At 60.7% G+C, this 24,859-nt stretch carries 24 protein-coding genes; 11 read left to right on the top strand and 13 right to left on the bottom strand.

Translation table 11 applies throughout. The features are described from left to right. Positions 1-56: 56 nt before the first annotated feature. Positions 57-491, bottom strand: coding sequence for an Rrf2 family transcriptional regulator (locus tag AC3I65_RS13050; RefSeq protein WP_047229136.1), 435 nt, complete (start codon positions 489-491; stop codon positions 57-59). A 147-nt stretch (positions 492-638) separates the two neighbouring features. On the opposite strand from AC3I65_RS13050, the gene AC3I65_RS13045 reads away from it, so the two are divergent. Beyond that, positions 639-1,532, top strand: coding sequence for an NAD(P)/FAD-dependent oxidoreductase (locus AC3I65_RS13045; protein WP_173406933.1), 894 nt, complete (start codon positions 639-641; stop codon positions 1,530-1,532). Between the two features lie 23 nt (positions 1,533-1,555). On the opposite strand, the gene AC3I65_RS13040 is transcribed toward AC3I65_RS13045, so the two are convergent. From AC3I65_RS13040 to AC3I65_RS13030, 3 genes are read right to left on the bottom strand one after another with little or no spacing between them, the layout of a single operon-like run. Beyond that, a complete protein-coding gene (locus AC3I65_RS13040; protein ID WP_488523843.1) occupies positions 1,556-2,863 on the bottom strand; it encodes a CitMHS family transporter in 1,308 nt (435 codons plus the stop codon). A 50-nt stretch (positions 2,864-2,913) separates the two neighbouring features. Then, on the bottom strand, positions 2,914-3,237 hold the full coding sequence (locus AC3I65_RS13035) for an AtuA-related protein (protein ID WP_171061361.1): 324 nt from the start codon (positions 3,235-3,237) through the stop codon (positions 2,914-2,916). Further along, on the bottom strand, positions 3,237-4,583 hold the full coding sequence (locus tag AC3I65_RS13030) for an acyclic terpene utilization AtuA family protein (RefSeq protein ID WP_160892355.1): 1,347 nt from the start codon (positions 4,581-4,583) through the stop codon (positions 3,237-3,239). Before AC3I65_RS13030 ends, AC3I65_RS13035 begins: the two co-directional genes overlap by 1 nt. 101 nt (positions 4,584-4,684) lie before the next feature. On the opposite strand from AC3I65_RS13030, the gene AC3I65_RS13025 reads away from it, so the two are divergent. Next, complete coding sequence (locus AC3I65_RS13025) at positions 4,685-5,563, top strand: LysR family transcriptional regulator (RefSeq protein WP_047229131.1); 879 nt, start codon at positions 4,685-4,687, stop codon at positions 5,561-5,563. Positions 5,564-5,677: 114 nt separating this feature from the next. Here AC3I65_RS13025 and AC3I65_RS13020 read toward each other — a convergent pair whose 3' ends face one another. Both AC3I65_RS13020 and AC3I65_RS13015 read right to left on the bottom strand, forming a co-directional pair. Then, the gene (locus AC3I65_RS13020; protein ID WP_047229130.1) at positions 5,678-6,529 is read right to left on the bottom strand and encodes a CAP domain-containing protein; all 852 of its coding nucleotides are present in this window, start codon (positions 6,527-6,529) and stop codon (positions 5,678-5,680) included. Positions 6,530-6,722: 193 nt separating this feature from the next. After that, on the bottom strand, positions 6,723-7,496 hold the full coding sequence (locus tag AC3I65_RS13015; RefSeq protein ID WP_047229129.1) for an L-iditol 2-dehydrogenase: 774 nt from the start codon (positions 7,494-7,496) through the stop codon (positions 6,723-6,725). Between the two features lie 248 nt (positions 7,497-7,744). Between AC3I65_RS13015 and AC3I65_RS13010 the strand changes: the two genes are divergently transcribed. Continuing rightward, complete coding sequence (locus AC3I65_RS13010) at positions 7,745-8,638, top strand: AraC family transcriptional regulator (RefSeq protein ID WP_047229128.1); 894 nt, start codon at positions 7,745-7,747, stop codon at positions 8,636-8,638. On the opposite strand, the gene AC3I65_RS13005 is transcribed toward AC3I65_RS13010, so the two are convergent. Continuing rightward, entirely contained in the window at positions 8,628-10,262 is a 1,635-nt protein-coding gene (locus AC3I65_RS13005; RefSeq protein ID WP_047229127.1) for a methyl-accepting chemotaxis protein, read from the bottom strand. The two genes, AC3I65_RS13010 and AC3I65_RS13005, sit on opposite strands and share 11 nt — an antisense overlap. A 270-nt stretch (positions 10,263-10,532) precedes the next feature. Here AC3I65_RS13005 and AC3I65_RS13000 point away from each other — a divergent pair, with 270 nt between their 5' ends. Beyond that, a complete protein-coding gene (locus AC3I65_RS13000) occupies positions 10,533-11,363 on the top strand; it encodes an undecaprenyl-diphosphate phosphatase (protein ID WP_047229126.1) in 831 nt (276 codons plus the stop codon). Next, entirely contained in the window at positions 11,360-11,770 is a 411-nt protein-coding gene (locus tag AC3I65_RS12995; protein WP_076384581.1) for a DUF1294 domain-containing protein, read from the top strand. The genes AC3I65_RS13000 and AC3I65_RS12995 overlap by 4 nt, the downstream gene beginning before the upstream one ends. 3 nt (positions 11,771-11,773) lie before the next feature. Here AC3I65_RS12995 and AC3I65_RS12990 read toward each other — a convergent pair whose 3' ends face one another. After that, positions 11,774-12,127 (bottom strand): MmcQ/YjbR family DNA-binding protein, encoded by a 354-nt coding sequence (locus tag AC3I65_RS12990; protein ID WP_047229124.1) that lies wholly within the window; start codon positions 12,125-12,127, stop codon positions 11,774-11,776. After that, a complete protein-coding gene (locus AC3I65_RS12985) occupies positions 12,124-13,032 on the bottom strand; it encodes a LysR substrate-binding domain-containing protein (RefSeq protein ID WP_047229123.1) in 909 nt (302 codons plus the stop codon). The genes AC3I65_RS12990 and AC3I65_RS12985 overlap by 4 nt, the downstream gene beginning before the upstream one ends. A gap of 129 nt (positions 13,033-13,161) precedes the next feature. On the opposite strand from AC3I65_RS12985, the gene AC3I65_RS12980 reads away from it, so the two are divergent. Then, complete coding sequence (locus AC3I65_RS12980; protein ID WP_139050035.1) at positions 13,162-13,770, top strand: FMN-dependent NADH-azoreductase; 609 nt, start codon at positions 13,162-13,164, stop codon at positions 13,768-13,770. 61 nt (positions 13,771-13,831) lie between these two features. Here the strand turns inward: AC3I65_RS12980 and AC3I65_RS12975 are convergent, their stop codons facing one another. Together AC3I65_RS12975 and AC3I65_RS12970 are read right to left on the bottom strand one after the other, a co-directional pair. Then, entirely contained in the window at positions 13,832-15,025 is a 1,194-nt protein-coding gene (locus AC3I65_RS12975) for an MFS transporter (protein ID WP_047229121.1), read from the bottom strand. Positions 15,026-15,363: 338 nt separating this feature from the next. Then, positions 15,364-16,953: an ABC-F family ATPase gene (locus AC3I65_RS12970; protein ID WP_076384583.1), complete on the bottom strand. Its 1,590-nt coding sequence runs from the start codon at positions 16,951-16,953 to the stop codon at positions 15,364-15,366. A gap of 403 nt (positions 16,954-17,356) precedes the next feature. Between AC3I65_RS12970 and lpxO the strand changes: the two genes are divergently transcribed. Continuing rightward, positions 17,357-18,256, top strand: coding sequence for a lipid A hydroxylase LpxO (lpxO, locus tag AC3I65_RS12965; RefSeq protein WP_076386642.1), 900 nt, complete (start codon positions 17,357-17,359; stop codon positions 18,254-18,256). A gap of 23 nt (positions 18,257-18,279) precedes the next feature. On the opposite strand, the gene ligD is transcribed toward lpxO, so the two are convergent. Both ligD and ku read right to left on the bottom strand, forming a co-directional pair. Beyond that, complete coding sequence (gene ligD, locus AC3I65_RS12960) at positions 18,280-20,265, bottom strand: DNA ligase D (protein WP_488523842.1); 1,986 nt, start codon at positions 20,263-20,265, stop codon at positions 18,280-18,282. A 33-nt stretch (positions 20,266-20,298) separates the two neighbouring features. Beyond that, on the bottom strand, positions 20,299-21,189 hold the full coding sequence (ku, locus tag AC3I65_RS12955) for a non-homologous end joining protein Ku (protein ID WP_076384587.1): 891 nt from the start codon (positions 21,187-21,189) through the stop codon (positions 20,299-20,301). 198 nt (positions 21,190-21,387) lie between these two features. On the opposite strand from ku, the gene AC3I65_RS12950 reads away from it, so the two are divergent. The 4 genes from AC3I65_RS12950 to AC3I65_RS12935 all read left to right on the top strand — a co-directional run bounded on the left by AC3I65_RS12950 (position 21,388) and on the right by AC3I65_RS12935 (position 24,791). Continuing rightward, entirely contained in the window at positions 21,388-21,729 is a 342-nt protein-coding gene (locus AC3I65_RS12950) for a hypothetical protein (protein ID WP_188250837.1), read from the top strand. A gap of 47 nt (positions 21,730-21,776) precedes the next feature. Continuing rightward, positions 21,777-22,925, top strand: coding sequence for a PQQ-dependent sugar dehydrogenase (locus tag AC3I65_RS12945; RefSeq protein ID WP_488523841.1), 1,149 nt, complete (start codon positions 21,777-21,779; stop codon positions 22,923-22,925). A gap of 198 nt (positions 22,926-23,123) precedes the next feature. Continuing rightward, positions 23,124-24,131, top strand: coding sequence for a threonine ammonia-lyase, biosynthetic (gene ilvA, locus AC3I65_RS12940; protein WP_339487871.1), 1,008 nt, complete (start codon positions 23,124-23,126; stop codon positions 24,129-24,131). 381 nt (positions 24,132-24,512) lie between these two features. Beyond that, positions 24,513-24,791, top strand: coding sequence for a DUF1652 domain-containing protein (locus AC3I65_RS12935; RefSeq protein WP_188250840.1), 279 nt, complete (start codon positions 24,513-24,515; stop codon positions 24,789-24,791). The last annotated feature ends 68 nt before the right edge of the window (positions 24,792-24,859 follow it).

The following is a 24,859-nucleotide window of genomic DNA, read 5'->3' as shown; positions in this document are numbered from 1 at the left end:
ATCCAGCGTCGATGGAATGCCGATCTCGATGCCTGATCAGGCCCGCTTCCCACCACTCAGCCGTGCCCCTCCCGAAAACGCTGATCAAAATCCTCCGCCAACTGCGCCAGGGTGATGCTGCCCAAACGCTTGAGCAGCAACGCCTGAGCCTCATCGAACGCATCCGTCAGCGCCGCATTCACCGCTTGTTCCACCAGGCACTGCGGGTGATCGGTGGACAGGCCGATGGCAAAAATCGACGTGCTACCCAAGGCCTGATGGATGTCGAGCAGGGTCATCTCTGCCAGGGATTTGCTCAACGTCCAGCCGCCGCGATGGCCTTTCTCTGACGTGACATAGCCCTGTTCCTTGAGCAGCGCCATGGTCCGGCGCACCACCACTGGGTTGGTGCCGAGCATCTGCGCGATGGTGTCGGAGGTGGCGGATTGCTGGTGACGGTCCATGTGGATGAGTACATGAAGCATGCGGGACAGGCGCGTGTCGTTTCTCATGGTAACGGCGTTGTTCTGTGGTTGAGACGGGGTGGAGTATCGCCTGTAATTGCAAAAGTTACGAGATCGTTGACAGGCGCTTTTCAAGGAACTTACGATGTGTCGAGACTTTAGCGGTCCTTCGAAAACCACCCTTGGAGAAAGATCATGGGCTACGACGTCATCATTACAGGCGGCAGCTACGCGGGTATGTCGGCAGGACTTCAACTGGCACGGGCTCGGCGAAAGGTGCTGGTGATCGATGGGGGGCAACGCCGTAACCGGTTCGCCGCGACTTCCCATGGGTTTCTTGGCCAGGATGGCCGCGCACCCGCTGACATCGCCGAGGATGCCCGCGCCCAGCTCATGGCTTATCCGACGGTGGAGTGGGTGTCGGACACCGTGGTCCAGGCGCGCAAGGAGGAGGGCGGCTTCACCCTGGAAACTGCCCGTGGGCAACATTTCCAAGCCCAACGCCTGCTGCTGGCCACCGGAGTGGTCGATGATTTGCCGGCGGTGCAAGGCCTGGCTGAGCGCTGGGGCAAAAGCGTTTTCCACTGTCCTTACTGCCACGGCTATGAGTTGGACCAAGGGCCGATAGGCGTGCTGGCGACGTCGCCAATGTCGCTGCACCACGCCTTGATGCTTCCCGACTGGGGGCCGACGACGTTCTTCACCAATGGCGTATTCGAGCCCGACCCGGAGCAGCGGGCCAGCCTGGAACTACGTGGGGTGACGCTGGTAGCCGAACCGGTCGAACGCATTGAAGGCGAGCGGGCCAATGTGGTCCTGGAAGGGGGGCGCGTGGTTGCCATCGATGGTCTGTTCGTCTTGCCCCGTACCCGCGTGGGCAGCTCGTTGGCCGCATCTCTGGGGTGTGAGTTCGAGGACGGCCCGCTCGGTGCCTTCATCCAGACTGACATGACCCGCGAAACCAGCGTGCCGGGAGTGTTTGCCTGTGGTGATGCGGCCATGCCGTTCGGCTCGGTGGCACTGTCGGTGGGCGATGGTGTGCGGGCGGGATCGGGCGTGCACCGATCGTTGATCTTCGGCGCACACTGAAAACCCGCTTCCCGCGCTGAACCCTAAACCTGTACCGCCCCGGCCGCCACGGCGAAGGCGAGCATCACCAGGCTGACGCCCCAGGCCCAGAAAAAGGTGTAGGCCATGTGTTTGCGCAACTCGACGCCGGACAACGCCAGGGCCAGGTACACGCTGGGCACCACCGGGCTGATGGAGAAACCGGTGTTTTCACCGATCAGCATGGCCCGGGCCACCGCTTCCAGGGGTACGCCCGCGGCGGCGGCCACGTCCCTGATCACCGGCAACAAGGCAAAGTAGTAGGCGTCCGGCGAAAAGATCATCCCCAGGGGAACGCCAAAGAATCCGACGATCACATGCAGGTACTGAGCGGATCCGCCAGGCAGAAAGTCGATCAGCGCCAAGGCCATGCCGTCGGACATTTTTGCTCCGGACAGCACACCCAGCAACACGGCGGCGGCCATCATCACCAGCACCATTTGCAGGGCGTCGGATGCGTGGGCCTTGAGACGTTCGGCCTGGGCATCCAGGGAAGGGAAGTTCAGCGGCAGGGCAATGCCCAATCCCACCATGAAACAGGCATAGAGCGGAAAGATACCGGTGAACAGGCAAGCCAGGATCGCGCCGGTCAGGGCCACGTTCAGCCAGTACCGCAGGTTGCGGGGCGAGAGGCCGAACTCGCGACCTTCGGTGGACAGACTGTCCAGATCGACGCTGGCGGCCGCTCCCAGTGACATTGGCCGGCGACGCTGGGCTCGCGAGCCCAGCACGGTGGCCACCAGCAACATGCAGACCAGCCCCACCAACTGCACCGGCAGCAAACCTAGCCAAAGCTCCGTGGCGTCCAGCCCGGAAACTGCGGCAGCCCGAGCGGTGGTGCCACCCCAAGGCACCATGTTGATGACCCCGGCGGTGGTGCCCACCAGGCACAACAGCATGGCCGGGCTCATGTTCAGGCGCTTGTACAACGGCAACAGCGCCGGAATGGTCAGTAAAAATGTCGCGGCGCCCACCCCGTCCAGATGCACCACTGACGTCACCAGCACCGTGACCAGCGCCACAGCCAGCGGCTTGCCACCGGTACTGCGGATCAGCAGGTTGACCAGCGGGTCGAACAGCCCGCGATCACGCATGATCCCGAAGAACAGAATGGCAAACAGAAACAGCGCGGCGGTGGGCGCCACGGTGATCAGCCCGGCCTTGATGAACTCGCCGATCTGTCCGGGGTTGAAACCGGCCAGCAGGCAAGCGGCGACGGGGAGGGTGGTGAAGGCGACGACGGGGCTGATCCTGCGCAGCAATATCAGCCCGATGATGACCAGCATCATCAAAAAACCCAACGTTGTAATCATGGTGCAGCCTCTCTTTTTATTGTTGTCGACGGTACGGGCGCGTGAGTCCTTCAGCCCTGTGGTTGGGGCAGGCGCAGGGACAGCAGCAGATAACTCAAACTCTTGCCGTGGCGATCAAGGCCGCAACTGAGGTTTACGCCGCCTTCCAGGGCGTCTTCGAGGACGAAATTCAGCGCATGCAGGTTCGGCAGTTCATAGCGATGCACCTTGGCAGGCCGGCGCGTGGCGAATTGTTCGGCGACTCGTTCGCAGGTCAGTTCGCGCAGCAACCATGGGTAGTGCGCCGGATCGAGGGGGAATACCGCAATGCTGAGGATATTGCCTTTGTCTCCGGCACGAGCGTGGGCGAAGTCGGCGAGGGTGACCAGGTTCATCAGTACCACTCCAGGGTCGTGTGGATTTCGCTGCGCGGCAGCAGGAAGCTGCGGGTGGTGACGGCTTCAGCGAGGTGCCGGCGCACGCCGCCACCGCCGGCCGGACCGTTGGTGTATAGCGATTCCACCTCGGCCAACAGCGTCTGAACCATTGCCTGGTCGGTATGGGTCAGGCCGACGCGCACACGCACATCATCAAGGGCCGGCGCCAGGGCCAGTCGTTGTTGCAGATAGCGGCCACCGTGATCATTGAACAGACTGGCGACACCCGACAAATCGATCCAGGGCTGTACGCCTGGCGCCAATCGGTCAAAACGTTGCAGCAGAATTTCCCGGGCCAGGGCGGCACGGGCCACGGCACCGGGGCCGGCATAGGAAATTTCCGCCTCGCCGAACCAGAGCCCCCGCACACCGGCCAGGCCCTTGAGCGTATCGGGGCGCGGATGGCCCAGCAGGCCGCTGATCTCAACGCGGTCTTCACCCAGGTCCCGGACGCGGGCCTGCCCCAGGTCCAGCACCACGTCCGGGGTCAGGTAGCGGCGCGGATCATGCACCTCGTAAAGCAATTGTTCCTTGACCGTTTGCTCGCTGACGCGGCCCCCGCAGCCCTGGGTTTTGCCGATGATCAAACGTCCATCCTCATGGATTTCGGCAATGGGGCAACCGAGGTTCGCCGGGTCCGGGATCTCTTTGATCCCAGGGTGGGCAAAGTACCCGCCGGTGACCTGGGTGCAGCACTCCAGCAAATGCCCGGTCGCGGTGGCGATGGCCATTTTCTGCCAATCGTCGGCGGCCCAACCCAGCCCGTGGCGAATCGCGCCCACCGCCAGCGAAGGGTCGGCCACTCGCCCGCACAGCACGATACCGGCACCTTCTTGCAGCGCCGTATGAATGCCGTCGGCACCGGTGTAGACGTTGACCGAAACCACGTCTGCCGGGTCCACGGGCAGCCATTGCTTGAAGCGCGGTGTGGTTTCTTCCAGCAGGTCATCGCCCAGTACGCAGGCAATTTTCAAACTCGGATAGCGTCCTGCCAGTGTTGCTCGCAGGCGCTGCGCGGCGGCTCTGGGATTGGCTGCCCCCCCATTGGTAATGATGGGGATGCCGGCGTCGATACACACATCCAGCATCGGCTCGAGGAAATCGAACAGGCGAGAGGCGTATCCGGCTTGAGGATCGAGGCCCCTGCGCAGTTGCGCTTCGGCCAGCGTCCGTTCGGCCAGCAACTCCAGCATGATGTAGCGCTGGCCGTTTCGTTGCGCCAGGTCCTGGGCCAGGCGCAAGGCGGCGTCCGGGCGATCATTGGCAAAACCGGCGCCGCATCCGACGAGAATTGTTTTTGTCATGTCCGTTTCCACTGATGGGATGGCCCATAGTGGCGGCCATGGATTGTTCTGTGAATTTTAAAGGTAGAATCAATTGATCCATTATCTTTATAAGTACGGCCATGAACGTTTCTTTCCGACAGCTTCGTGCCTTTATCCTGATCGCTGAAACCTCAAGCTTCACGCGCACCGCTGAACAGCTTCACCTGTCCCAGCCAGCGCTGAGCTACAGCATCCGCAAACTGGAGGAGACCATGGGTCTGCAGTTGCTGGCGCGTAACACCCGCAGTGTCGAGCTGACGCTGGCCGGCGAACACTTTCTGCCCCAGGCCAGGCGCATGCTCAGGGACATGGACGATGCCGTACGGGACGCCCGCGACACCCTCAGCCTGAGTCGTGGCTCCCTTCGCCTGGCGGCACTGCCCACTGCCGCCGCTTCGTTCCTGCCTGTGGTCATCGCTTCGTTCCAGCGCAAACACCCGGGTGTAAGGGTGAGCGTACTGGATGGTCGGGCCGGGGAGATCATGGGGTGGGTGCAGCGCGGTGAGGTGGACGCGGGTATTACCTCGTTACCCGACGACCTGTCCGGGCTGAGCTTCGTGCGCCTGTTGGATGACAATCTGGTGTTGCTGACCCACAAGGATCATCAGCGCGACAGTCTGGACGACTGGAAACGCAGGCCCTACATTGCCCTGACTCCCGACACGAGCATCCGGCCCTTGGCCGACGCAGCGTTGCGCTACCTGAATGTCGAGCCTGAGCCGGCTTGGGAGGTGGCGCACATGAGTACCGCCACTGCGCTTGTACGCGAAGGGTTGGGGTTTTCCCTGCTGCCGGCCAGTTGCACGGCGGTGTTCAATATTGGCGAGCAATGCGCGGTGATTGCCATCGACCAGCCCGGAAAGCGTTCGATCGGCCTGTTGCAACGCAAGCCAGTGGCTCAGTCGCCGTCGTTGAGCCAGTTCATGCAGCATTTGCGGCAGACGCTGCGTCAGCAATGACAGTTCCATGCTCATCGCGAGCAGGCTCGCTCCCACAGTGTGTAGAACCCTTGTGGGAGCGAGCCTGCTCGCGATAGCGGGATTGCCGCCAGTGCCAAGCGATCTGATCAAACGCTATTGGGTGCCAAACATCGCTGTCCAATAAATCCCCGCATCGCTTTTCGGGTCCACCGCATAGCCGGCGCCCAGTTCCTTGAACTGCGGGTTCATCAGATTGGCGCAATGACCGGGGCTTGCCAGCCAGCCGTCCACCACTTTGAGGGCCGTATCCTGTCCGGCGGCGATGTTCTCACCGATCAATTGGCCGAGGTAACCGGCCAACTCGGCGCGGTCGCCCGGCATGCGGCTGTCGCGATCCTTGTGGTCAAAGAAGTTGTTGTTGGCCATGGCCCGAGTGTGGTTCACGGCGGCCAGGGCCAACGTAGCGTTCCAGGCCAGCGGCGTCGTCGCCGTGAAGGCTTCGGTGCCGCAGCGGCGCGGTTGGGCACGGGCACTGTTGATCAGCTTCAGTAGCTTCTGACCTTCGGCTTGCCAGTCTCCCAGACGCGCCGACAATAGCGGGCGCGCCAACACGATGCGCCATTCGCGATCCAGGCGACTGACGCCGATGTCGACGAACTGTGGATCCAGCACCACCTGGCAGAAGCTTTCCTGCACGGCCTTCATCGCGGCTTGCGCGTCCCGTGGCCCGGACAGGCTGATGGCCTGTACGTTGACCATCGGGTAGGCCGTGCGGGCCAACGCCTGCTGCAGGTCACCAATGCCGTTGGCCGACAGGATCAGCCGCGAATCCATGGCCAGCGGCGGTAGCTCCAGAGAGGCCTGATCCGCACAACTTTGCGACTGACTGCGGTAAAGGTTGATGGACTCGACCAGTTGCGTCTCTTCGGTGGCCAGGACACTGGTGGCGAAGGCCAGCCCCAGCGACAGCCCGATAAGACGCATGACGGATGAAATGGCACGCATGTAAATCTCCCTTGAGCGGACGGCGCCTATGATGCGCAATTTTTGCCCGGCTGGGGCAACGGTATTCACGCTCTCTTGAAATCCCTTGCAACGGCACCGTTGGGTACCGTTTGGGACAATCCTCAAGTAGTGGGATCAATTTTCAGGCAAATAAGTCCATCTCCGTCGATTCAAGGGCAAAACTTGCGAATTATCAGCTCATCCAGTTCCCGCCATCGACGTTATAAGTCTGTGCTACCACATATTCGCTCTCCGCAGAGGCCAGGAATATCGCCATCCCCACCAGATCCTGCGCGGTGCCCATCCGGCCATAGGGCACTTGCGCGCCGACCTGACGCTTTTTCTCTCCCAGGGGCAGGTTTTCATGATGGGCGAACAGCGCATCCACACCATCCCAGTGCTCACCCTCCACCACACCAGGGGCAATGGCGTTGACGTTGATTCGATGCTTGATCAAATCAAGGCCGGCCGACTGGGTCAGACTGATCACCGCAGCCTTGGTGGCGCAATACACCGCCACCAGGGCTTCTCCACGCCGGCCGGCCTGGCTGGCCATGTTGATGATTTTGCCGCCATGCCCCTGGCGGATCATCTGCCGGGCGGCGGCCTGCAGCGTGAACAGTGTGCCGGCGACATTGATGCAAAACAGCCGTTCGTAGCTTTGGCGCGTAATCTCCACGATAGGCGCCAGGTCGAACAGCGCTGCGTTATTGACGAGGATATCGAGCTTGCCCGTCCGGGCCACGACCGCCTCGATGGCCTGGTCAATCGAAGCTTGTTCAGTGACGTCCATTTTGACCGCGTAGGCGCTGTCGCCCAGTTCGGCGGCGGTGGCTTGGGCGCTTCCAAGATCGATATCGGCAATCGCCACAGTAGCCCCTTCGTTGATATAGGCCTGGGCGAACGTTCTGCCAATACCACGGGCAGCACCGGTGACCAGCGCGCTTTTTCCTTCCAGTCGTTTCATGGGTTGTCCTGTCTCGAATGACAAAATAAACAGCAGGGGAGCGCGGCTCACCATCAATGACGTGCCGATTACAGCAGCGCCATTGGCGCCGGACAAACGCGGGAGGGATCATCGGCTGGTACTTTTTTTAACGCCGTGACGTGTCCCTTGGCCGGGTTAAAAAAGTATCGGTGGACGATCAGGTCAGGGCTGGTGAACCGACGCGCGCCGAGCGTAAGGTGCTGCCTACAGCGATAGAGACGCGCGACATGCCTGATCACCCAACGCCCCTGTTCGAGCAGCCACCCGCCGAACTTGAAGTCATCCTGCCTGAGCCCGAGCACAGTTTTCGCTGGTATGAGCACGACTATCCGTATCCGCTGGCGCGCTGGAACCACCATCCCGAATTCGAGATCCATCTCATTCGTCGGGGCAGCGGTAAATTGCTGGCGGGCGATTATATTGGTCCATTCGGCCCCGGCCACGTGGCGATGATCGGCCCGGGCTTGCCCCACGATTGGATGGGCGACCTGGCCCCGGGCGAGTACTTGGCTGGAAGGGACGTGGTGCTGCAATTCGATGGCGCAACGCTGTTGAGCCTGCGCCGGACGCTACCTGAACTCGGGGATTTACAGCCGCTGTTCGAAAGGGCACGACGAGGTCTGGTCTTCAGCGACGACACCGCGGTGAACGCCGCAAGGCTGTTGGAGAGCATCGGCCCGGCCCAGGGACTCGGGCGGCTGGCATTGTTTCTCCAACTGCTCAACACACTCAATCTCGCCCCGCAGGAGCAGGCCCAGTGCCTGGCCAGCCCTTGTTATGCACCCAGTCTGGATGCCCGCAGTTCCGAACGCATCCACAAGGCCTTCGAGTACCTGCAGACTGAACTCACGGGTGACCTGCGCCTGTCGGTGATTGCTCGGCAACTGGGCATGAGCGAGCCCGGTTTTTCGCGTTTCTTCAAACGCATCACCGGACACGGTTTCATTGACCTGATGCGCAAGCTCCGAGTCCAGCGAGCCTGCCGGTTGCTGTTGCACAGTGAAATGCCGGTGACCGATATCTGTTTTGAGGTGGGTTACAACAACCTGTCCAACTTCAATCGGCACTTTCGCATTGAGATGCACCAGACGCCCAGCGAGTATCGATCAGCTAGACCCTGAACTGCTTCAGCAACCCGTTCAATTGCTCACTCAGCGACTTGAGACGGGTACTCGCCAGGCTCGATTGTTCAGCCGCCAGGGCGGTGCTGTGGGAGAGGCCGGCGGCCTGGGTCACGTTCTGATTGATGTCTTCCACCACATGGGCCTGTTGCAGTGTGGCGCTGGCGATGGAGGCGTTCAGGCTGTTGAGATTGCGCAGGGCCTGACCGATGGCGTTGAGGCTGGCGCCGGCCAGCCCGGCTTGTTCAATGGTCAATTGCGAAGCACGGCTGCTGTCGCTGATGACTTTCACCGCCGCTTCGGAGTGGTTCTGCAAGCGTTCGATCATCGCCTGGATCTCGGCGGTGGACTTCTGCGTGCGCTGGGCCAGCAGCCGCACTTCATCGGCCACCACGGCAAAGCCCCGACCTTGTTCACCGGCGCGGGCCGCTTCGATCGCGGCGTTGAGGGCCAGCAGGTTGGTCTGCTCGGCAATGGAGCGGATCACCTCCAGCACACTGCCGATCTGGGTGCTTTCGCTGGCCAGGGTACGAATCACCTCGACCGCCTGATCAATGGTCTGGGACAGTCGGTCAATCTGCTGCAAGCTGCCATCGATATTCACCTGGCCCTGCTGGGCCTGGGATTCGGCGTCGCGCATTTCGCTGGCGGCGTGTTCGGCATTCTTGGCGACGTCTTGCACGCCGTAGGTCACTTCGTTGATCGCAGTCGCCACCAGTTCCATCTGTTGCGATTGTTGCTGGCTGCGCTCCTGGGCTTGGGCGGCGTCGTTACCCAGGTCGTTGGACGATTGCCCCAGGGCCCTGGCCGAGTCCTGCAACTGGCTGACTACTTCGCGCAGTTTGGCGGTAAAGGCATTGAAATGCCGGGCCAGTTGCGTCACTTCATCCTGGCCGTGGGTGTCGAGGGTGCGGGTCAGGTCGCTTTCACCGCTGGCAATGTTGGCCATGGCATTGACCGTTTCCTGCAGCGGCCGAACGATGCTGCGCACGATCAGGGTCAGGAGCAGGCCCATGAGCAGGGTGATCGCCAGGCCGATCAGCGAAGCCTTGATCACTTGAGAGCGGAATTCGGCCTCCACGTCATCGACATACACGCCTGAACCGATGATCCAGCCCCACGGCTCGAACAGTTTGACGTAAGAGGTTTTCGCCACCGGCGCCTCGGCGCCCGGTTTCGGCCAGAGGTAATCCACCATCCCGGCGCCCTTGGCCTTGGCAATGGCGACCATCTCGTTGAACAGCGCAAAACCATTCGGGTCGCGAATCGCCGAGAGGTTCTGACCTTCGAGTTTCGGGTTGGTCGGGTGCATGACCATCACAGGGGTCAGGTCATTGATCCAGAAGTAATCACTCTGGTCGTAGCGCAAGCCGCGCACCGCGCTAAGGGCCTGCTTCTGCGCAACCTCGCGAGTCAGGGTGCCAGCCGTTTCCAGACCATGGTAGTAGCTCAGCACGCCGCTGGCAGTCTGGACCACATGCTGGGTTTTCTGCACCTTGGCCTGATACAGGTCGGTGTGGATCTGCTTAAGCATGAACGCGCCTAACGTGAACAACATCACGATGGACACGACCAAGATGAGCCACAAGCGTCGGCTGATCGACACACTGCGCAAGCTATTCATACGCTGTCACTCCGGTTTCTTATTCTTGTCATCTGCGACCGCCTGAGTCTGGCGTCAGGCGGGTATGCCTTTGTGTCCTGAGTCATAACGCGGCAGCGTTATCAGGGCTTGTCTGATAGGATTTCGGCCCCGCGGCGCAAAACCTGAGCCTGTTCCGGTTTTTTCATTGGTTTTTTTGAGAAATCGCAGTCACCGTGCGCCTGCTGTTTACACCTGCATAACGCTTAAATTTTGATGAGACGTGCGCAAGCATAGTCTTTTGGGGGATGAATGGATTTGTGGACCGCCTTTCAGGCACTGATTCTTGGCGTGGTAGAAGGCTTGACGGAGTTCCTGCCGATCTCCAGTACGGGGCACCAGATCATTGTCGCGGACTTGCTCGAGTTCGGCGGCGAGCGCGCGATGGCGTTCAACATCATCATCCAGCTCGGGGCGATCCTGGCGGTGGTGTGGGAGTTTCGGCGCAAGATCTTCGACGTGGTACTGGGTTTGCGCACCCAGCCCAGCGCTCGTCGGTTTACGGCCAACCTGCTGATTGCCTTCATGCCCGCTGTGGTATTGGGCGTGTTGTTTGCAGACCTGATCCATGAATACCTGTTCAACCCGATCACGGTGGCCATGGCGTTGGTGCTGGGCGGTTTCGTGATGCTCTGGGCCGAGAAGCGCCAGCACACAGTGCACGCCGAAACGGTAGACGACATCACCTGGAAGGATGCACTGAAAGTCGGCTTCGCCCAGTGCCTTGCGATGATTCCCGGCACCTCCCGCTCAGGTTCGACCATCATCGGTGGCTTGCTGTTCGGGCTGTCGCGCAAGACCGCGACCGAGTTTTCATTCTTCCTGGCGATGCCAACCATGGTCGGCGCGGCGGTCTACTCCGGCTATAAATATCGCGAGCTGTTTGTGCCGGCGGATTTTCCGGTGTTCGCCATCGGCTTCGTCACGGCGTTCATTTTCGCCATGATCGCGGTCAGGGGCTTGTTGCTGTTCATCGCCAGCCACAGTTACGCCGTATTTGCCTGGTACCGGATCGCTTTCGGCCTGTTGATCCTGGCCACCTGGCAATTCGGTTGGGTGGACTGGACGGCGGCCCAGCCATGAGCCGTCCAGGCCGTGAGCCGGGCCCAGCCGTGCAGAGTTTGCGGCTCAAGCTCGTGGTATTTGCGCTGGTGTGCGCCTTGCCGCTGCTCGGATCACTTTTGCTCGGGTTGCGTGCGGAGTCCTGGGTGCCGCTGACGGCCTACGGGCTCGTCAGCGTGGTGGCGTTTCTGTTGTACTGGAGCGACAAGCGCAAGGCCCGCGCTGACGCCTGGCGCACCCCGGAAAACGTATTGCACGCCGTGGAGCTGGCCGGGGGCTGGCCCGGGGCGTTGTTGGCTCAGCAAGTGTTTCGCCACAAGACCCGCAAGGTGTCGTTTCAGGTGGTGTTCTGGTTCATCGTGTTGCTGCACCAGGTGTTCTGGATCGACCAGTTATTCCTGGGCAGTCATCTGCTGATGCTTTTCTGAGCTTCACGACAGCAGCAAACCCACCTGGGTGCGCTTGGGCAGCTTGCTCACCACCAGTTGGTGGGAGCGCTGCAGCAGGCCACGCAGTTCATCGGCGCCCAGCGGGTAGGGCGTCTGCATGATGACCCACTGAGCCCGCGCCAGATAGGGCGCCGGGTGAATCCCCGGGCGGTCGCAATGCCCCAGGAACAGATCCTTGTCCACCTTGAACGCCAGTGATTCGCCCCGCAGGTTCTGCAGGGCGAACATCTTGTTGCCGGCAATGGAAAATACCCGCACGCCGCCCCATTTGTAGTCCTCCCTGGCGCCCGGCAAACCCAGGCAGAACTGCGCGACATCCTCTTCGCTCAAGCTCATATTTTTCTATCTCCACAGCCATCGAATGCTTCTACCAAGTGGTCGATCCACGCGCGCACCGCTGGCAACATGCCGCGTCGATGCGGATAGACTGCCTGCAGCCAGCCGTCCGGCAGCGACCACTCGGGCAACAATTCCACCAGTGTGCCGTCCTGCAGTTCCTCCTCGCAATACATGCTCGGCAACAAGGTGAAACCCAGGCCGGCGAGGGCGCAGGCGCGGCGCACAATGAAGTCGTCGATGCCCAGCCGGGCTTCCAGGGCCAGTTCGACGGGCTCTGCGTTGGCCTTGAGCAGGCGCAGATGGACCAGGCGATCGGCGTCCAGCGCCCCGAGTATCGGCAGTTTCTTGAGATCCTCCGGGGTATTGATCTGCCGTCCTGCGACGAACGCCGGGCTGGCGACCATGATCAGCCGCGCCTGACGCAGCCGTCGCGTCATCAGCAGCGGGTCTTCGTCCCCCAGATCGCGCACGCGCAATGCCACGTCGATGCCTTCGCTTACTAGGTCAACCCGCCGATTGACCAGCATCATTTCCAGCTGCACTTGAGGGAATTTTTCCAGGAAGCTGGCGATCACCCCGCCCAGCATCTGATGAGCCAAACCCACCGGACTGGAAACCCGCAGGCGCCCGCGCGGCTCAGTGGACATGCTCGCCACGGCTTCATCGGCCATCTCGGCTTCCAGCAGCATGGCTTGGCAATGGCGCAGATAACGCTCGCCAACGGCGGTGAGCTTCAACTGGCGGGTGGTACGTTGCAGCAGTCGGGCGCCAAGGCGCTCTTCCAGTTCAGCGATACGTCGTGACAGCCGCGACTTGGGAATACCCAACAGGCGTCCGGCCGCGGCGAAACCACCGGCTTCAACCACTTTGGCAAAGTAGTACAGATCATTGAGGTCTTGCATATCGAGTTCTATTGTCCTGTCAGTGGAACGAACTATCGCATTAATACTGACTTATCGGCTATTGGCTTCATCGATAGGATTGTTCTCAATTGATCGCTTGGTCGCGATCCTCACTTGGAGAGCACTCATATGAAACTGTTGCACATTGACTCGAGCATCCTGGGCGACAATTCCGCGTCCCGCCAACTGAGCCGTGACGTGGTTGAGGCCTGGAAAGCTGCCGAAGCGGACGTCGTCGTGACCTACCGCGACCTGGCGGCCGATGCCATCAGCCACTTTTCCGCCCAGACCCTGATCGCCGCCGGCACCAGCGCTGAACTGCGCGACGCTGCCCAGAAGCACGAGACTGATCTCAGTGCCTCGACCATGGCCGAATTCCTGGCGGCGGACGCGGTGGTCATCGCAGCGCCGATGTATAACTTCACCATTCCGACTCAACTCAAGGCCTGGATCGACCGTATCGCCGTGGCCGGCCAAACCTTCCGCTACACCGAAGCCGGCCCCGAAGGCCTGTGTGGTGGCAAGAAACTGGTGATCGTCTCCACTTCTGGCGGCCTGCATGCCGGCCAGCCAAGCGGCGTAGCGCATGAGGATTATCTGAAGGTCATGTTCGGTTTCCTCGGCATTACCGACATCGAGTTCGTTCGCGCCGAGGGCCTGGCTTACGGTGACGAAATGCGCAGCAAAGCCATGAACGAAGCCAAGCTGCAGATCAGCGAGCAATTCGCCGCAGCTTAAAGACCGCGCAAAAAAACACCAGGCCTGGGCGAACCGGCCTGGTGAGTTTGCACAAGGTCGATCAATAAGCGGCTGTTTCGGTACGGCGCCGCAGCAGTAAAGTCAGCCCCAGTCCGATGATCGACAGCAGTGCCGCACTGAAAAAGATCGAGGAATACCCCAGATTCAACGCCACCGCGCCCATCAAGGGGCCGGCAATCGCCAGCGCCAGGTCGAAGAACACCGCATAGGCGCTCAGTCCTGCGCCACGGCTGGTATTCGGGACTTGCTTGATGGCCTCCACACCCAACGCCGGATACACCAGCGACAGCCCGAAACCGGCCAGCCCCGCGCCGATCAGCGCGAACGCGGTAGAAGGTGCCAGCCACAGCAACACCAGCCCCAAGGTTTCTATACACATGCAGGCAATGGCCGTCCTGAAGCCTCCGAAGCGGGCGATGCTGGAAATGAACAACAAGCGCGACAGAATGAAACAGACGCCAAACACTGTCAGGCACCAGGCCGCCCCTGTCCAGCCGCGACTGACATAAAACAACGTGATGAAGGTGGTGAGCGTACCGTAGCCGATCGACGCCAGGCACAGGCTCGTCCCGTACGGTGCTATACGCCCGAACACCGCCCAAAAGGGCAAGCGCTCGCCTCGAATGACCGGCACCGATGGCTTGTTTCGTATCAACAGCAGCGCCGCGCCGGCCAGCAGCGACAAGGCGATCCCCAGGCTGACAAAGCCCAGCTCACTGACCATTACCACTCCCAGCGGCGCGCCGATGGCAATGGCCCCATAAGACGCGATGCCGTTCCATGAGATCGAGCGGGCCGTGTGTTCGACCCCCACCTGGCCCATGCACCAACTGATGGTGCCCACGCCAATCAGGCCCTGAGCCACCCCGAGCAGCAAACGCCCGGCGATCAGGATCAACAGGCTCAGCAGTGGAAAGCTTTGCAGCAGCGTCGAAAGCAACGTCAGCAAACCACTGAGGACGATCCCGTACAGCCCATAAACGATCGCCCGCTTGGTGCCGATACTGTCCGACAGCCGCCCGGCCATGGGCCGACTGAGCAGCGTCGCCAGATACTGGGAGCCGATGGTCAGCCCGGCCACCACGGCACTGAAGCCCAACTGTTCGTGGACATAGCCCGGCAACACGGCAATCGGCAGGCCGATGCAGAGAAAGGCGATGAAGGTATAGAAGACGATGGAGATGATCTGCCAGGTGATCGACAGGGAACTGGGGGTGGATGGGTGTGTTGGCATGAGGCTCGTTCGCGGGCAGCGGTAAGAGGGGCTCATCATGGCGCGCGGCGGGAATAAAAGAAAGCAGGCTAACGGTTTGCCCGGGTGGTGATGGTGCCGACGCTATCGCGAGCAGGCTCGCTCCCACACTGGCCGCAGGGCTTGGAAGAACATCGGTTCCTTGTGGGAGCGAGCCTGCTCGCGATGACGGTAGGTCGGCCAATACCAAGTCGACTGAAACGGCCAAATCGCAAGCAAGCTGTGCTCCCACAAGCTGTTCTACCTTGAAAACAAAAAGCCCCGTCACAACGGACAGGGCTTTTCACTTGCAGCTTGAAGCTTACAACTCAGCGCTGCTCTTAAATCAGCACACCCTGGCTGCGCAGGTAATCGTCATAGGTGCCGCTAAAGTCGATCACGCCATCGGCGCTCAACTCGATGATGCGGGTGGCCAGGGACGATACGAACTCACGGTCGTGGCTGACGAAGATCAGCGTGCCCGGGTAGTTTTCCAGCGCCAGGTTCAGCGCCTCGATGGATTCCATGTCCAAGTGGTTGGTCGGTTCGTCCATCACCAGCACGTTCGGCTTTTGCAGGATCAGCTTGCCGAACAGCATGCGACCCTGTTCACCACCGGAAATGACCTTGACCGACTTGAGGATCTCGTCGTTGGAAAACAGCATGCGGCCCAAGGTGCCACGAACCAGTTGTTCGCCGCCCTGGGTCCACTGGCCCATCCAGTCGAACAGGTTGACGTCGTCTTCGAAGTCGTGGGCGTGGTCCTGGGCGTAGTAACCCAGTTCCGCGGCGTCGGTCCATTTCACAGTACCGGCGTCCGGCTCCAGTTCATTGACCAGGGTGCGCAGCAACGTGGTCTTGCCGATGCCGTTCGGGCCAATGATCGCCACGCGCTCGCCGGCTTCGACGGTGAAGCTGAAGTCCTTGAACAACGGCTTGCCGTCAAACCCTTTGGCCATGCCTTCGACAATGACCGCCTGACGGTGCAGCTTCTTGGTCTGTTCGAAGCGAATGAACGGGCTGACACGGCTCGATGGCTTGACCTCGGCCAATTGGATCTTGTCGATCTGCTTGGCACGGGAGGTGGCTTGCTTGGCCTTCGAGGCGTTGGCCGAGAAGCGGCTGACGAACGATTGCAGTTCGGAAATCTGCGCTTTCTTCTTGGCGTTGTCCGACAGCAGTTGCTCGCGGGACTGGGTCGCCACGGTCATGTACTCGTCGTAGTTGCCCGGGAACAGGCGCAGCTCGCCGTAGTCCAGGTCCGCCATGTGGGTGCAGACACTGTTCAGGAAGTGACGGTCGTGGGAGATGATGATCATCAGGCTCGAACGCTGGGTCAGCACGTTTTCCAGCCAGCGGATGGTGTTGATATCCAGGTGGTTGGTCGGCTCGTCCAGCAGCAGCACTTCCGGGTCGGAGAACAACGCCTGGGCCAGCAGTACCCGCAGTTTCCAGCCGGGCGACACTTCGCTCATCGGGCCGAAATGCTGCTCGATGCCAATTCCCAGGCCCAGCAGCAGTTCACCGGCACGGGACTCGGCGGTGTAGCCGTCCATCTCGGCGAATTCGGTTTCCAGCTCGGCCACGGCCATGCCGTCTTCTTCGGTCATTTCCGGCAGCGAATAGATGCGGTCGCGCTCGGCCTTGACCTTCCACAGCTCTTCGTGGCCCATGATCACGGTGTCGATCACGGTGAATTCTTCGTAGGCGAACTGGTCCTGGCGCAGTTTACCCAGGCGCACGTTCGGCTCAAGCATGACCTGGCCGCCGGACGGCTCGAGGTCGCCGCCGAGGATCTTCATGAAGGTCGACTTGCCGCAACCGTTGGCGCCAATCAGACCGTAGCGGTTACCCGCGCCGAACTTGACAGAGACGTTTTCGAACAGTGGCTTGGCGCCGAACTGCATCGTGATGTTAGCTGTAGAGATCAAAGGTTTATCCTGCGGAACATTCAGAGTAGCTAAGGGTGCGGCAGTACCTGTTCAGTACCTGTTTGCGCAGGTCCCGACCGCGCGAAAGCTTCGCGGTCGCAAGCGCAAGGGTCCATCCGGCATAAGAGGACAGCAGCATACGGAGCGCCTGACCCAAATAGACGTACGCCGAAGCCGGAATCCGGTATCGGCCAAAAAGGGGGCGCGTAATGTTTGGCGGCAATTGTACTGATCTGGCCGCGTTAACGATAGGGTGTAACCCAGGCAAGACAGTTTTTCACAACGCAGGGATAACCTTTGGTTACGAGTTGTGGCTAAATTGCCATCTCACTTACGCCATTCCCCACGCTGTTCGGCTGTGCGGGAAGTGGCAGCCTGTCCACTTTTGATGTGTGCGGATACTGTGAAACTCATCATTGCCGCGATCTATCTTCTCTCTATCGGTTATGTGCACCTGCGCGGGCGCGTTCGGCACAAGCTCGGACGCCAGTTGAGCGACCATTCGTCCTTCCTCGCGCCGATCAACTGCCTGCTTTACCTGTGCTCGAAACTGCCCAACAAGCCTTTCCTGAACCCGGCGCAGTTTCCCGACCTGAGCCCGTTGCAGGCCCATTGGCAGGAGATTCGTGCCGAAGGCCTGAATTTGCTGCGAGCGGGGGAGATCAAGCGTTCCAACCAGTACGACGATGTGGGCTTCAATTCGTTCTTCAAGACCGGCTGGAAGCGTTTCTACCTGAAGTGGTACGCCGACAGTCATCCCTCGGCGATGAAACTGTGTCCGCGCACCACTGAACTGGTGCAGAGCATCGGTTCAATCAAGGCGGCGATGTTCGCCGAACTGCCACCGGGCTCCAAGCTGGTTCGTCATCGCGACCCGTATGCCGGGTCCTATCGGTATCACCTGGGCCTGGAAACGCCCAACGATGCCGGCTGCTACATCAATGTCGACGGTGAGCATTACCACTGGCGTGATGGCGAGGCGGTGATATTCGACGAGACGTTCATTCATTACGCCCAGAACACCACGCCTCACAATCGCATCATTCTCTTTTGCGACGTGGAACGCCCCATGAGATTTCGCTGGGCCAGTGCCTTCAACCGCTGGTTCAGCCGCACCGTGATGGCGGCCGCCGGAGCGCCCAATGACGCCGGAGACAAAACCGGCGGCCTGAACCGGGCGTTTTCCAGGCTTTACAGGATTCGCCTGCAAGGCAAGGCTCTGAAGAAGCGCAACCGCAAGCTGTATTACTTGCAGAAGTGGGCGTTCTTCGGCGGTCTGCTGGCGGTCTTCATCTGGATATGAGCGGGTGACTCTCCGTACCTGCGTCATTCCCCAGGTTTTTGCGCATCCAGTTGCTCCCACATCCTGGCCGTGATTCGCTGGCGATGGTTGTACCCCTCCCAAGGATCGGCGCCCAGGTTTCTGGCCCGTTCTAGGGCCGTATAGATGTCCCACTGCTGGGCGTTACGCAGACCGTCAAGCTCGGCCCGGGCAATCGGCACGGATACCGGCAGACCTGGCCGAGCGCGCACGGAATAGGCGCTGACGGTGCTGGCGCCCCGGGCGTTACGCAGGTAGTCGACAAATATCTTCCCGACACGATTCTTCGGCCCCATGGTCGCGGTGATCCGCTGCGGCATCTGCCGGGTCATGAACAGGGAGATGGCCTTGGCGAAAGCCTTGGTAATGTCCCAGCCTTCACTGCGCGCCAGCGGCACGATGACATGCATGCCTTTGCCTCCGCTGGTTTTGAGGAAGGCCTGCAAACCCAGTTCGTCGAGCACCGAGAGGGTCAGGCGAGTCGCCTCGATCATCGCGCTCCAGGGCAGCGACGGGTCGGGGTCCAGATCAAGAACGAACAGGTCCGGCGTCTCGATCCGATCATGCGTGGCGGCCCATGTGTGCAACTCCACCGTGCCCATTTGGGCCGCGCTGACCAGCGACTGCACACTGTCGATTTCCATCAGCGCGGCATGCCCGGGATCCAGTCGCGGATCCAGCTGTTTGATGTGGGGAATGTCCAGGCGATCGGCGTGTTTCTGAAAGAACTGCTCTTCGCCGATTCCCTCTGGCGCCCTGAGCAGGGCAACCGGGCGCTGCTTCAGGTGCGGCAGAATCCAGGGAGCGATGTCCTCGTAGTACTGCGCCAGTTCGACTTTCTGCACGCCGCTGACACTGTCGATGACGCGCTCAGGGTGGGAAATCTCCAGCCCTGAGACCTGTACGCTACGGGCTTTGCCGCGAGGCGTGGTTTTGGCGGGCAGGGGTTTTATCGGAACTGGCTGCTGACGCACAACCTTGCTTGCCGGTATGTCGTTCTGTAGATCCAGGAACACCGCCTGGCGCACCAGGCCGTCGCGGGTCCAATCAGCGAACTCGACTTCACAGACCTCGGTTGGCTCTACCCAATGCACGCCGCGGCTTTGCGCGCTGCTGACCGGTGCGACCAGTGGCGAATCGTCCCGCTCCAGGCTACAGAGTTGCTCGTGCAGTTGTTTGAGCCGGGCTTGTGCGAACCCTGTGCCGACACGGCCGGCATACATCAATCCCTCGGGCCCGTTGACCGCCAGCAACAGTGCACCGAAACCATTGCGCCGACCTTTGGGGCGGGTGAAGCCGACGATCACGAACGGCTGGCGCAGACGGCACTTGAGTTTGATCCAGTCGGCGCTGCGGCGCGACACATAGGGGCTGCCCAGGCGTTTGCCGATCACGCCATCGAGTGCGAGGGCGTTGGCACTTTCAAAAATGTCGTGCTGGTTGGCGGAAAACGACTCAGAGAAGCGCAGGCGCTTGCTGGCATTGTTCTTCAGCGCCTTCTTGAGGGCTGCCCGGCGTTTTTCAACCGGCGCCTGGCGCAGATCGACGCCATTTAAAAAAGGCGCATCAAACAGGACGAACACCAGGTCTACCGTGCGGCCAATCTCGAACGACTGTCGCAGGGCCACAAAGTCAGAGTGGCCGTCGTTATCGAGCGAAACGAGGCCGCCGTCGAGCCAGCTGTCACCCAGATTCAGCTCAGACAACGCATCGGCGTGCAATTGCAGTCGGTCGGTCCAGTCCTGTTGATTGCGGCTGAGCAATCGCACTTGACCCGCTTCAATGCGGGCCATCAGGCGATAGCCATCGAACTGGACTTCATAACGCCATTCACCGGCCGGGGGCTGCTCAACGGGGGTGGCGCGTTGCGGCAACAAGCGCTCGGGAAGGGCACTGCTACCGGTCTGGCTCTGCCGGGTGCGCTTGCGGCTGTGCTTGTGCTCCGGCTCGGCACCGGACAAACGGGCGTATTCACTCTCGGCCTTGGCCATGACGGATTCCCTTGTATTGCTGGCGCCCGGGGATTAGCCCCGGGAGGCCTTGGTGGCTTTTTTCGCGGGAGCGGACTTGCTGGTCTTTGCGGGCTTTGCAGCGGTTTTTCCGGCAGGCTTTTCTGGCGCCTTGCCCTTGCCGCCCAGGCTGCGTTTGAGCAGTTCGGTAAGGTCGATGACATCGGCGCTCTTGCGTTGCTCTTCACCCGGATCGGTTTCCACCGCCTCCAGGCGGCCTTCTTTGGCCTTTTTCTCCACCAGTTCCATGATCTTGTCTTCGAAGCTGTCCCGGTACTCTTGCGGTTCCCAATCGGCGCTCATGTCCTGCACCAGCCGCTTGGCCATTTCCAGCTCCCCCTTGGCCAGGGTTGGCTTGATGACTTCATCGCCCAGTTCCAGGATGTCGAGTTCGCGCACTTCGGCGGGCCAGCGCAGCATCACCAGCACCAGCGCAGACTCCAGCGGCATCAGCGCTGCCAGATGCTGGCGGGTATGCAGCACGACATGGGCCAGCGCCACCTTGTTGGTCTTGATCAGGGTTTCGCGCAGCAGGGCGTAGACCTTGCCGCCGCGTTTGTCTGGCGCCAGGAAGTAGGGCGTGTCGATGTTTTGCAGGGGAATTTTGTCGCTGTCGACGAAAGAAAAAATATCGATGGTCTGGGTGGACTTGGGGTGGGCAGAGCGAATCTCCTCTTCGCTCAGCAGGACGTATTGGCCCTTCTGGTATTGCACACCCTTGACGATATTTTCCTTGGTCACCTCCTTGCCGGTGACCTTGTTCACTCGCTTATAGCCAACCGGGTCCATGCTGCGCTTGTCCAGCCAGTCGAAATCCACCCCCTGGGAGGACGTGGCCGACACCAGCGCCACAGGAATGTGGACCAGTCCGAAGCTGATTGCGCCTTTCCAGATTGCCCGTGCCATGGAGGGGTTTCCTTGCCGATGAATGAGTCATTCAGGTGACCTTGCGGCGTTCGCAAAAGTTTCCATGGAGCGCCGGTTGACCCGCCCCGCATTGCCTTCGAGACGCTTGGTTACATCTTCGGACGGACATTTCCCTTAACAACGGCGAACCGGCGGCGTAGCGTGCTTTCGATATGCCTGAATCCAAGAGGTGCTCCGATGAACAGGCTGCTACTCGCTCTCATGACGCTGTTGCTGACCACCGCCGCCCACTCGGCAACGCCCGACTGCGGGGCCATGGTCCTGGCCCAGAACCTGCCAGGTAACAACAATCCCTATAACAGCCCGATCCGCCGGGCCAATCCCAACAGCATGCAGGGCACCCGGCCCAACGTGCCGATGATCCATAACAACCCGACCGTTCCCGTTCCCCGGCCACCCACGCTGGAAAATGGCGGTATCGGCAACGGGTATCCCCGTTCCGGTCAGCCTGCCGGCTCGCCACGGCCTACCATCAAGCCCAATCCACCGCCGAGGGACACCTCAAACGACATTCGCTGAGTGCCGAGCCCTGGCAGTCTTTATTCACACCACAGAAGGAAGTGTGCATGTTGCGTAAAACACTCCTGGCCGCATTCTGCGCCAGCGCTGTACTGACTCTCGCCACCCCGGCGTCTGCCGCGCAAAGCCGGCAACTCAAGAGCGAGGAGGGCACGGTGGAGGTGACCACCGTGGTCAAGGGGCTCGAACATCCCTGGTCCGTGGCTTTCCTGCCTGATCAACAGGGCATGTTGGTGACAGAGCGAGCGGGCAACCTGCGTCGGGTCAGCCCTGACGGCCAGCTCTCGGCACCATTGAACGGCGTACCTGAGGTCTGGGCCAGAGGCCAGGGCGGTTTGCTGGACGTCGTGCTGTCGCCGGACTTCAAGCAGGACCGCACGGTCTACCTGTCTTACGCCGAGGCCGGCGATGACGGCAAGGCAGGCACCGCCGTGGGCCGTGGGCAATTGTCCGAAGACCTGCAGAGCCTGAAGAATTTCAATGTGATTTTCCGCCAGCAGCCCAAGCTTTCCACCGGGAACCACTTTGGGTCGCGCCTGGTGTTCGACCGGGACGGCTATCTGTTCATCACCCTGGGGGAAAACAACGAGCGGCCCACGGCCCAGGACCTGGACAAGCTCCAGGGCAAGATCGTGCGCATCTACCCCGACGGCAAGGTGCCGGACGATAACCCGTTTGTCGGTCAGGCAAACGTACGCCCCGAGATCTGGTCCTACGGCGTTCGCAACCCCCAAGGGGCGGCGCTCAATCCCTGGAACGGTACGTTGTGGGAGAACGAGCACGGCCCCAGGGGCGGCGATGAGCTGAATATCATCGAACGCAGTAAGAATTACGGCTGGCCGCTGGCGACTCACGGCATCAACTACTCTGGGGCGCCGATCCCGGAAGCCGGCGGCAAGACCGCCGAAGGCACGCTTGGCCCTTTTCATGTATGGGAAGTGTCACCCGGGCTGAGCGGCATGGCGTTCTATGACGGTGACCGCTTCAAGGCCTGGCAACACAGCGTGTTCATCGGTGCGCTGGTGTCCCGGAATCTGATCCGCCTGGAACTGGAGGGTGACAAGGTCGTGCACGAAGAACGCCTGCTGGGTGAGCTTGGCGAGCGCATCCGCGACGTGCGCCAGGGGCCGGATGGTTTCCTGTACGTACTGACAGATGATGACGATGGGACGCTCTATAAAGTCGGGCTCAAGTGATTCGCAACAGTGCCCATTGACTTGCTAGCCAGCGGCAGGCTAATTTCCAGGCATGACCAGCACCGTATTGCGTAGCCAGCCAAGCATTATTACCGCCATTCCTTATTTGGCGGGCTAGCTGACGACTGCACCCAACCCGCCTCCGAGGCGGGTTTTTTCTTTCTGTCTCCGGAGTTTTGTCCAAACCAGGAGACCGCCATGCCTACCACCCGTCCTGAGCAAGCCCTGCTAGAACATTACGTCAAAAAGATCCTGGCCGCGCCGGTGTACGAACTGGCCGTGCGCACGCCGTTGCAAGCGGCCACCGGACTGTCCGAAGCCTTGGGCAACCGGATCCTGCTCAAGCGTGAAGACCTGCAGCCGACTTTTTCTTTCAAGATCCGTGGCGCCTACAACAAACTGGTGCAACTGACCGCCGAGCAACGGGCTCGCGGTGTCATCACCGCTTCGGCGGGCAATCATGCCCAGGGCGTGGCGCTGGCCGCGCGGGAGCTGGGCATATCGGCCAGCATCGTCATGCCGCTCACCACGCCGCAACTCAAGGTGCTGGGCGTGCGCAACCGGGGCGCCGAAGCAGTGCTGCACGGGGAGAGCTTTCCCTTTGCCTTGGAATACGCACTGGAGCTGGCCCGACAGACTGGACGAGAGTTCGTTTCGCCCTTCGATGATCCGGACGTGATCGCTGGGCAGGGCACCGTCGCCATGGAAATCCTGCGTCAGCACCCAGGCAGCCTGGACGCGATTTTTGTCCCGGTCGGTGGCGGGGGGCTGATTGCCGGGGTCGCGGCCTACGTCAAGTACCTGCGCCCGGAGGTTCGCATCGTCGGGGTGGAGTCACAACATTCCGCCTGTCTCCAGGCGGCGCTGGCAGTCGGTGAACGGGTCAGTCTGGCAAGCGTGGGAACCTTTGCCGATGGCGTGGCTGTCGCGCAAATAGGGGCCTACGGCTTCGACATCTGCCGTTTCTGCGTTGATGACGTGATCACCGTCACTGACGACCAATTGTGCGCAGCCATCCGAGACATCTATGACGATACCCGGTCGATAACCGAGCCCTCGGGCGCCTTGGCGGTCGCCGGCATCAAGCAGTACGTCGCCCAAACCGGCGCGCGAGGCCAAACACTGGTGGCAATCGATTCCGGCGCGAATATCAACTTCGATAGCCTGCGCCATGTGGCAGAGCGGGCTGGCGCCGAAGCCATTTGACGTTTTTTACGCGACGTCACACTTTTTTCGAAGCAGCCGACGGGTGCCCACTCACCCCTGCGCAATAGGGTCTAATCTAGCTTGCGACAGGATCACTGGCGATTGCAGTTTGCATGAGGAAAATCCCGCTTCCTTGCAATCTGCACGCACGCTCTCACAGTCCTGGACGCTAAGTAGTTGATTTGGATCAATCGGGATTTTCTTTAAAGCAGGCATATTTTTTGCGGGATGATTAGGGAGTCGCTGCACGGGCTCATTAATTAGAAAACGCCAAGAACGAACGAACGGCACGGCATTCGTAGTCCCAGTCCGCAGGGAAGAACGGACGAAAATACCGCCGTCGTGAACATAAATTGGCCGCCTCAACAGGAGAGAGTCGCCATGTTTTTATCTGCCCTCGAAATGCGAAACATCATTGAAAGCAGCTTGCTGCCCAAGCGCTCGCAATGCACGTTGTCACCCGATTTGTCGATGACAATCAAGATCTATGACGATCATGAAACCGATCGTGTGGCCTTGGTCAAAACCGATATCGATGCCAATAAACTCAATGGCTGCCGGGCAATCAACGACCTGATCGCCGAGTTGCGCTCCGAACTCGACCAAAATCACCACGCCGGTAATCACTTCCATCAGCAGCACCGCATGACCGGGCGCTGATCACGGCCTTGTCTTCCCAGGAATCACCTCCGGGTTCGGTCATTGTCCGAACCCGGTGCCGTGCTTTT

It is taken from the genome of Pseudomonas sp. N-1-13, assembly GCF_057787095.1.
Note: the sequence above shows the minus strand (reverse complement) of the source record. Positions and strands in the feature narration are given on the sequence as shown.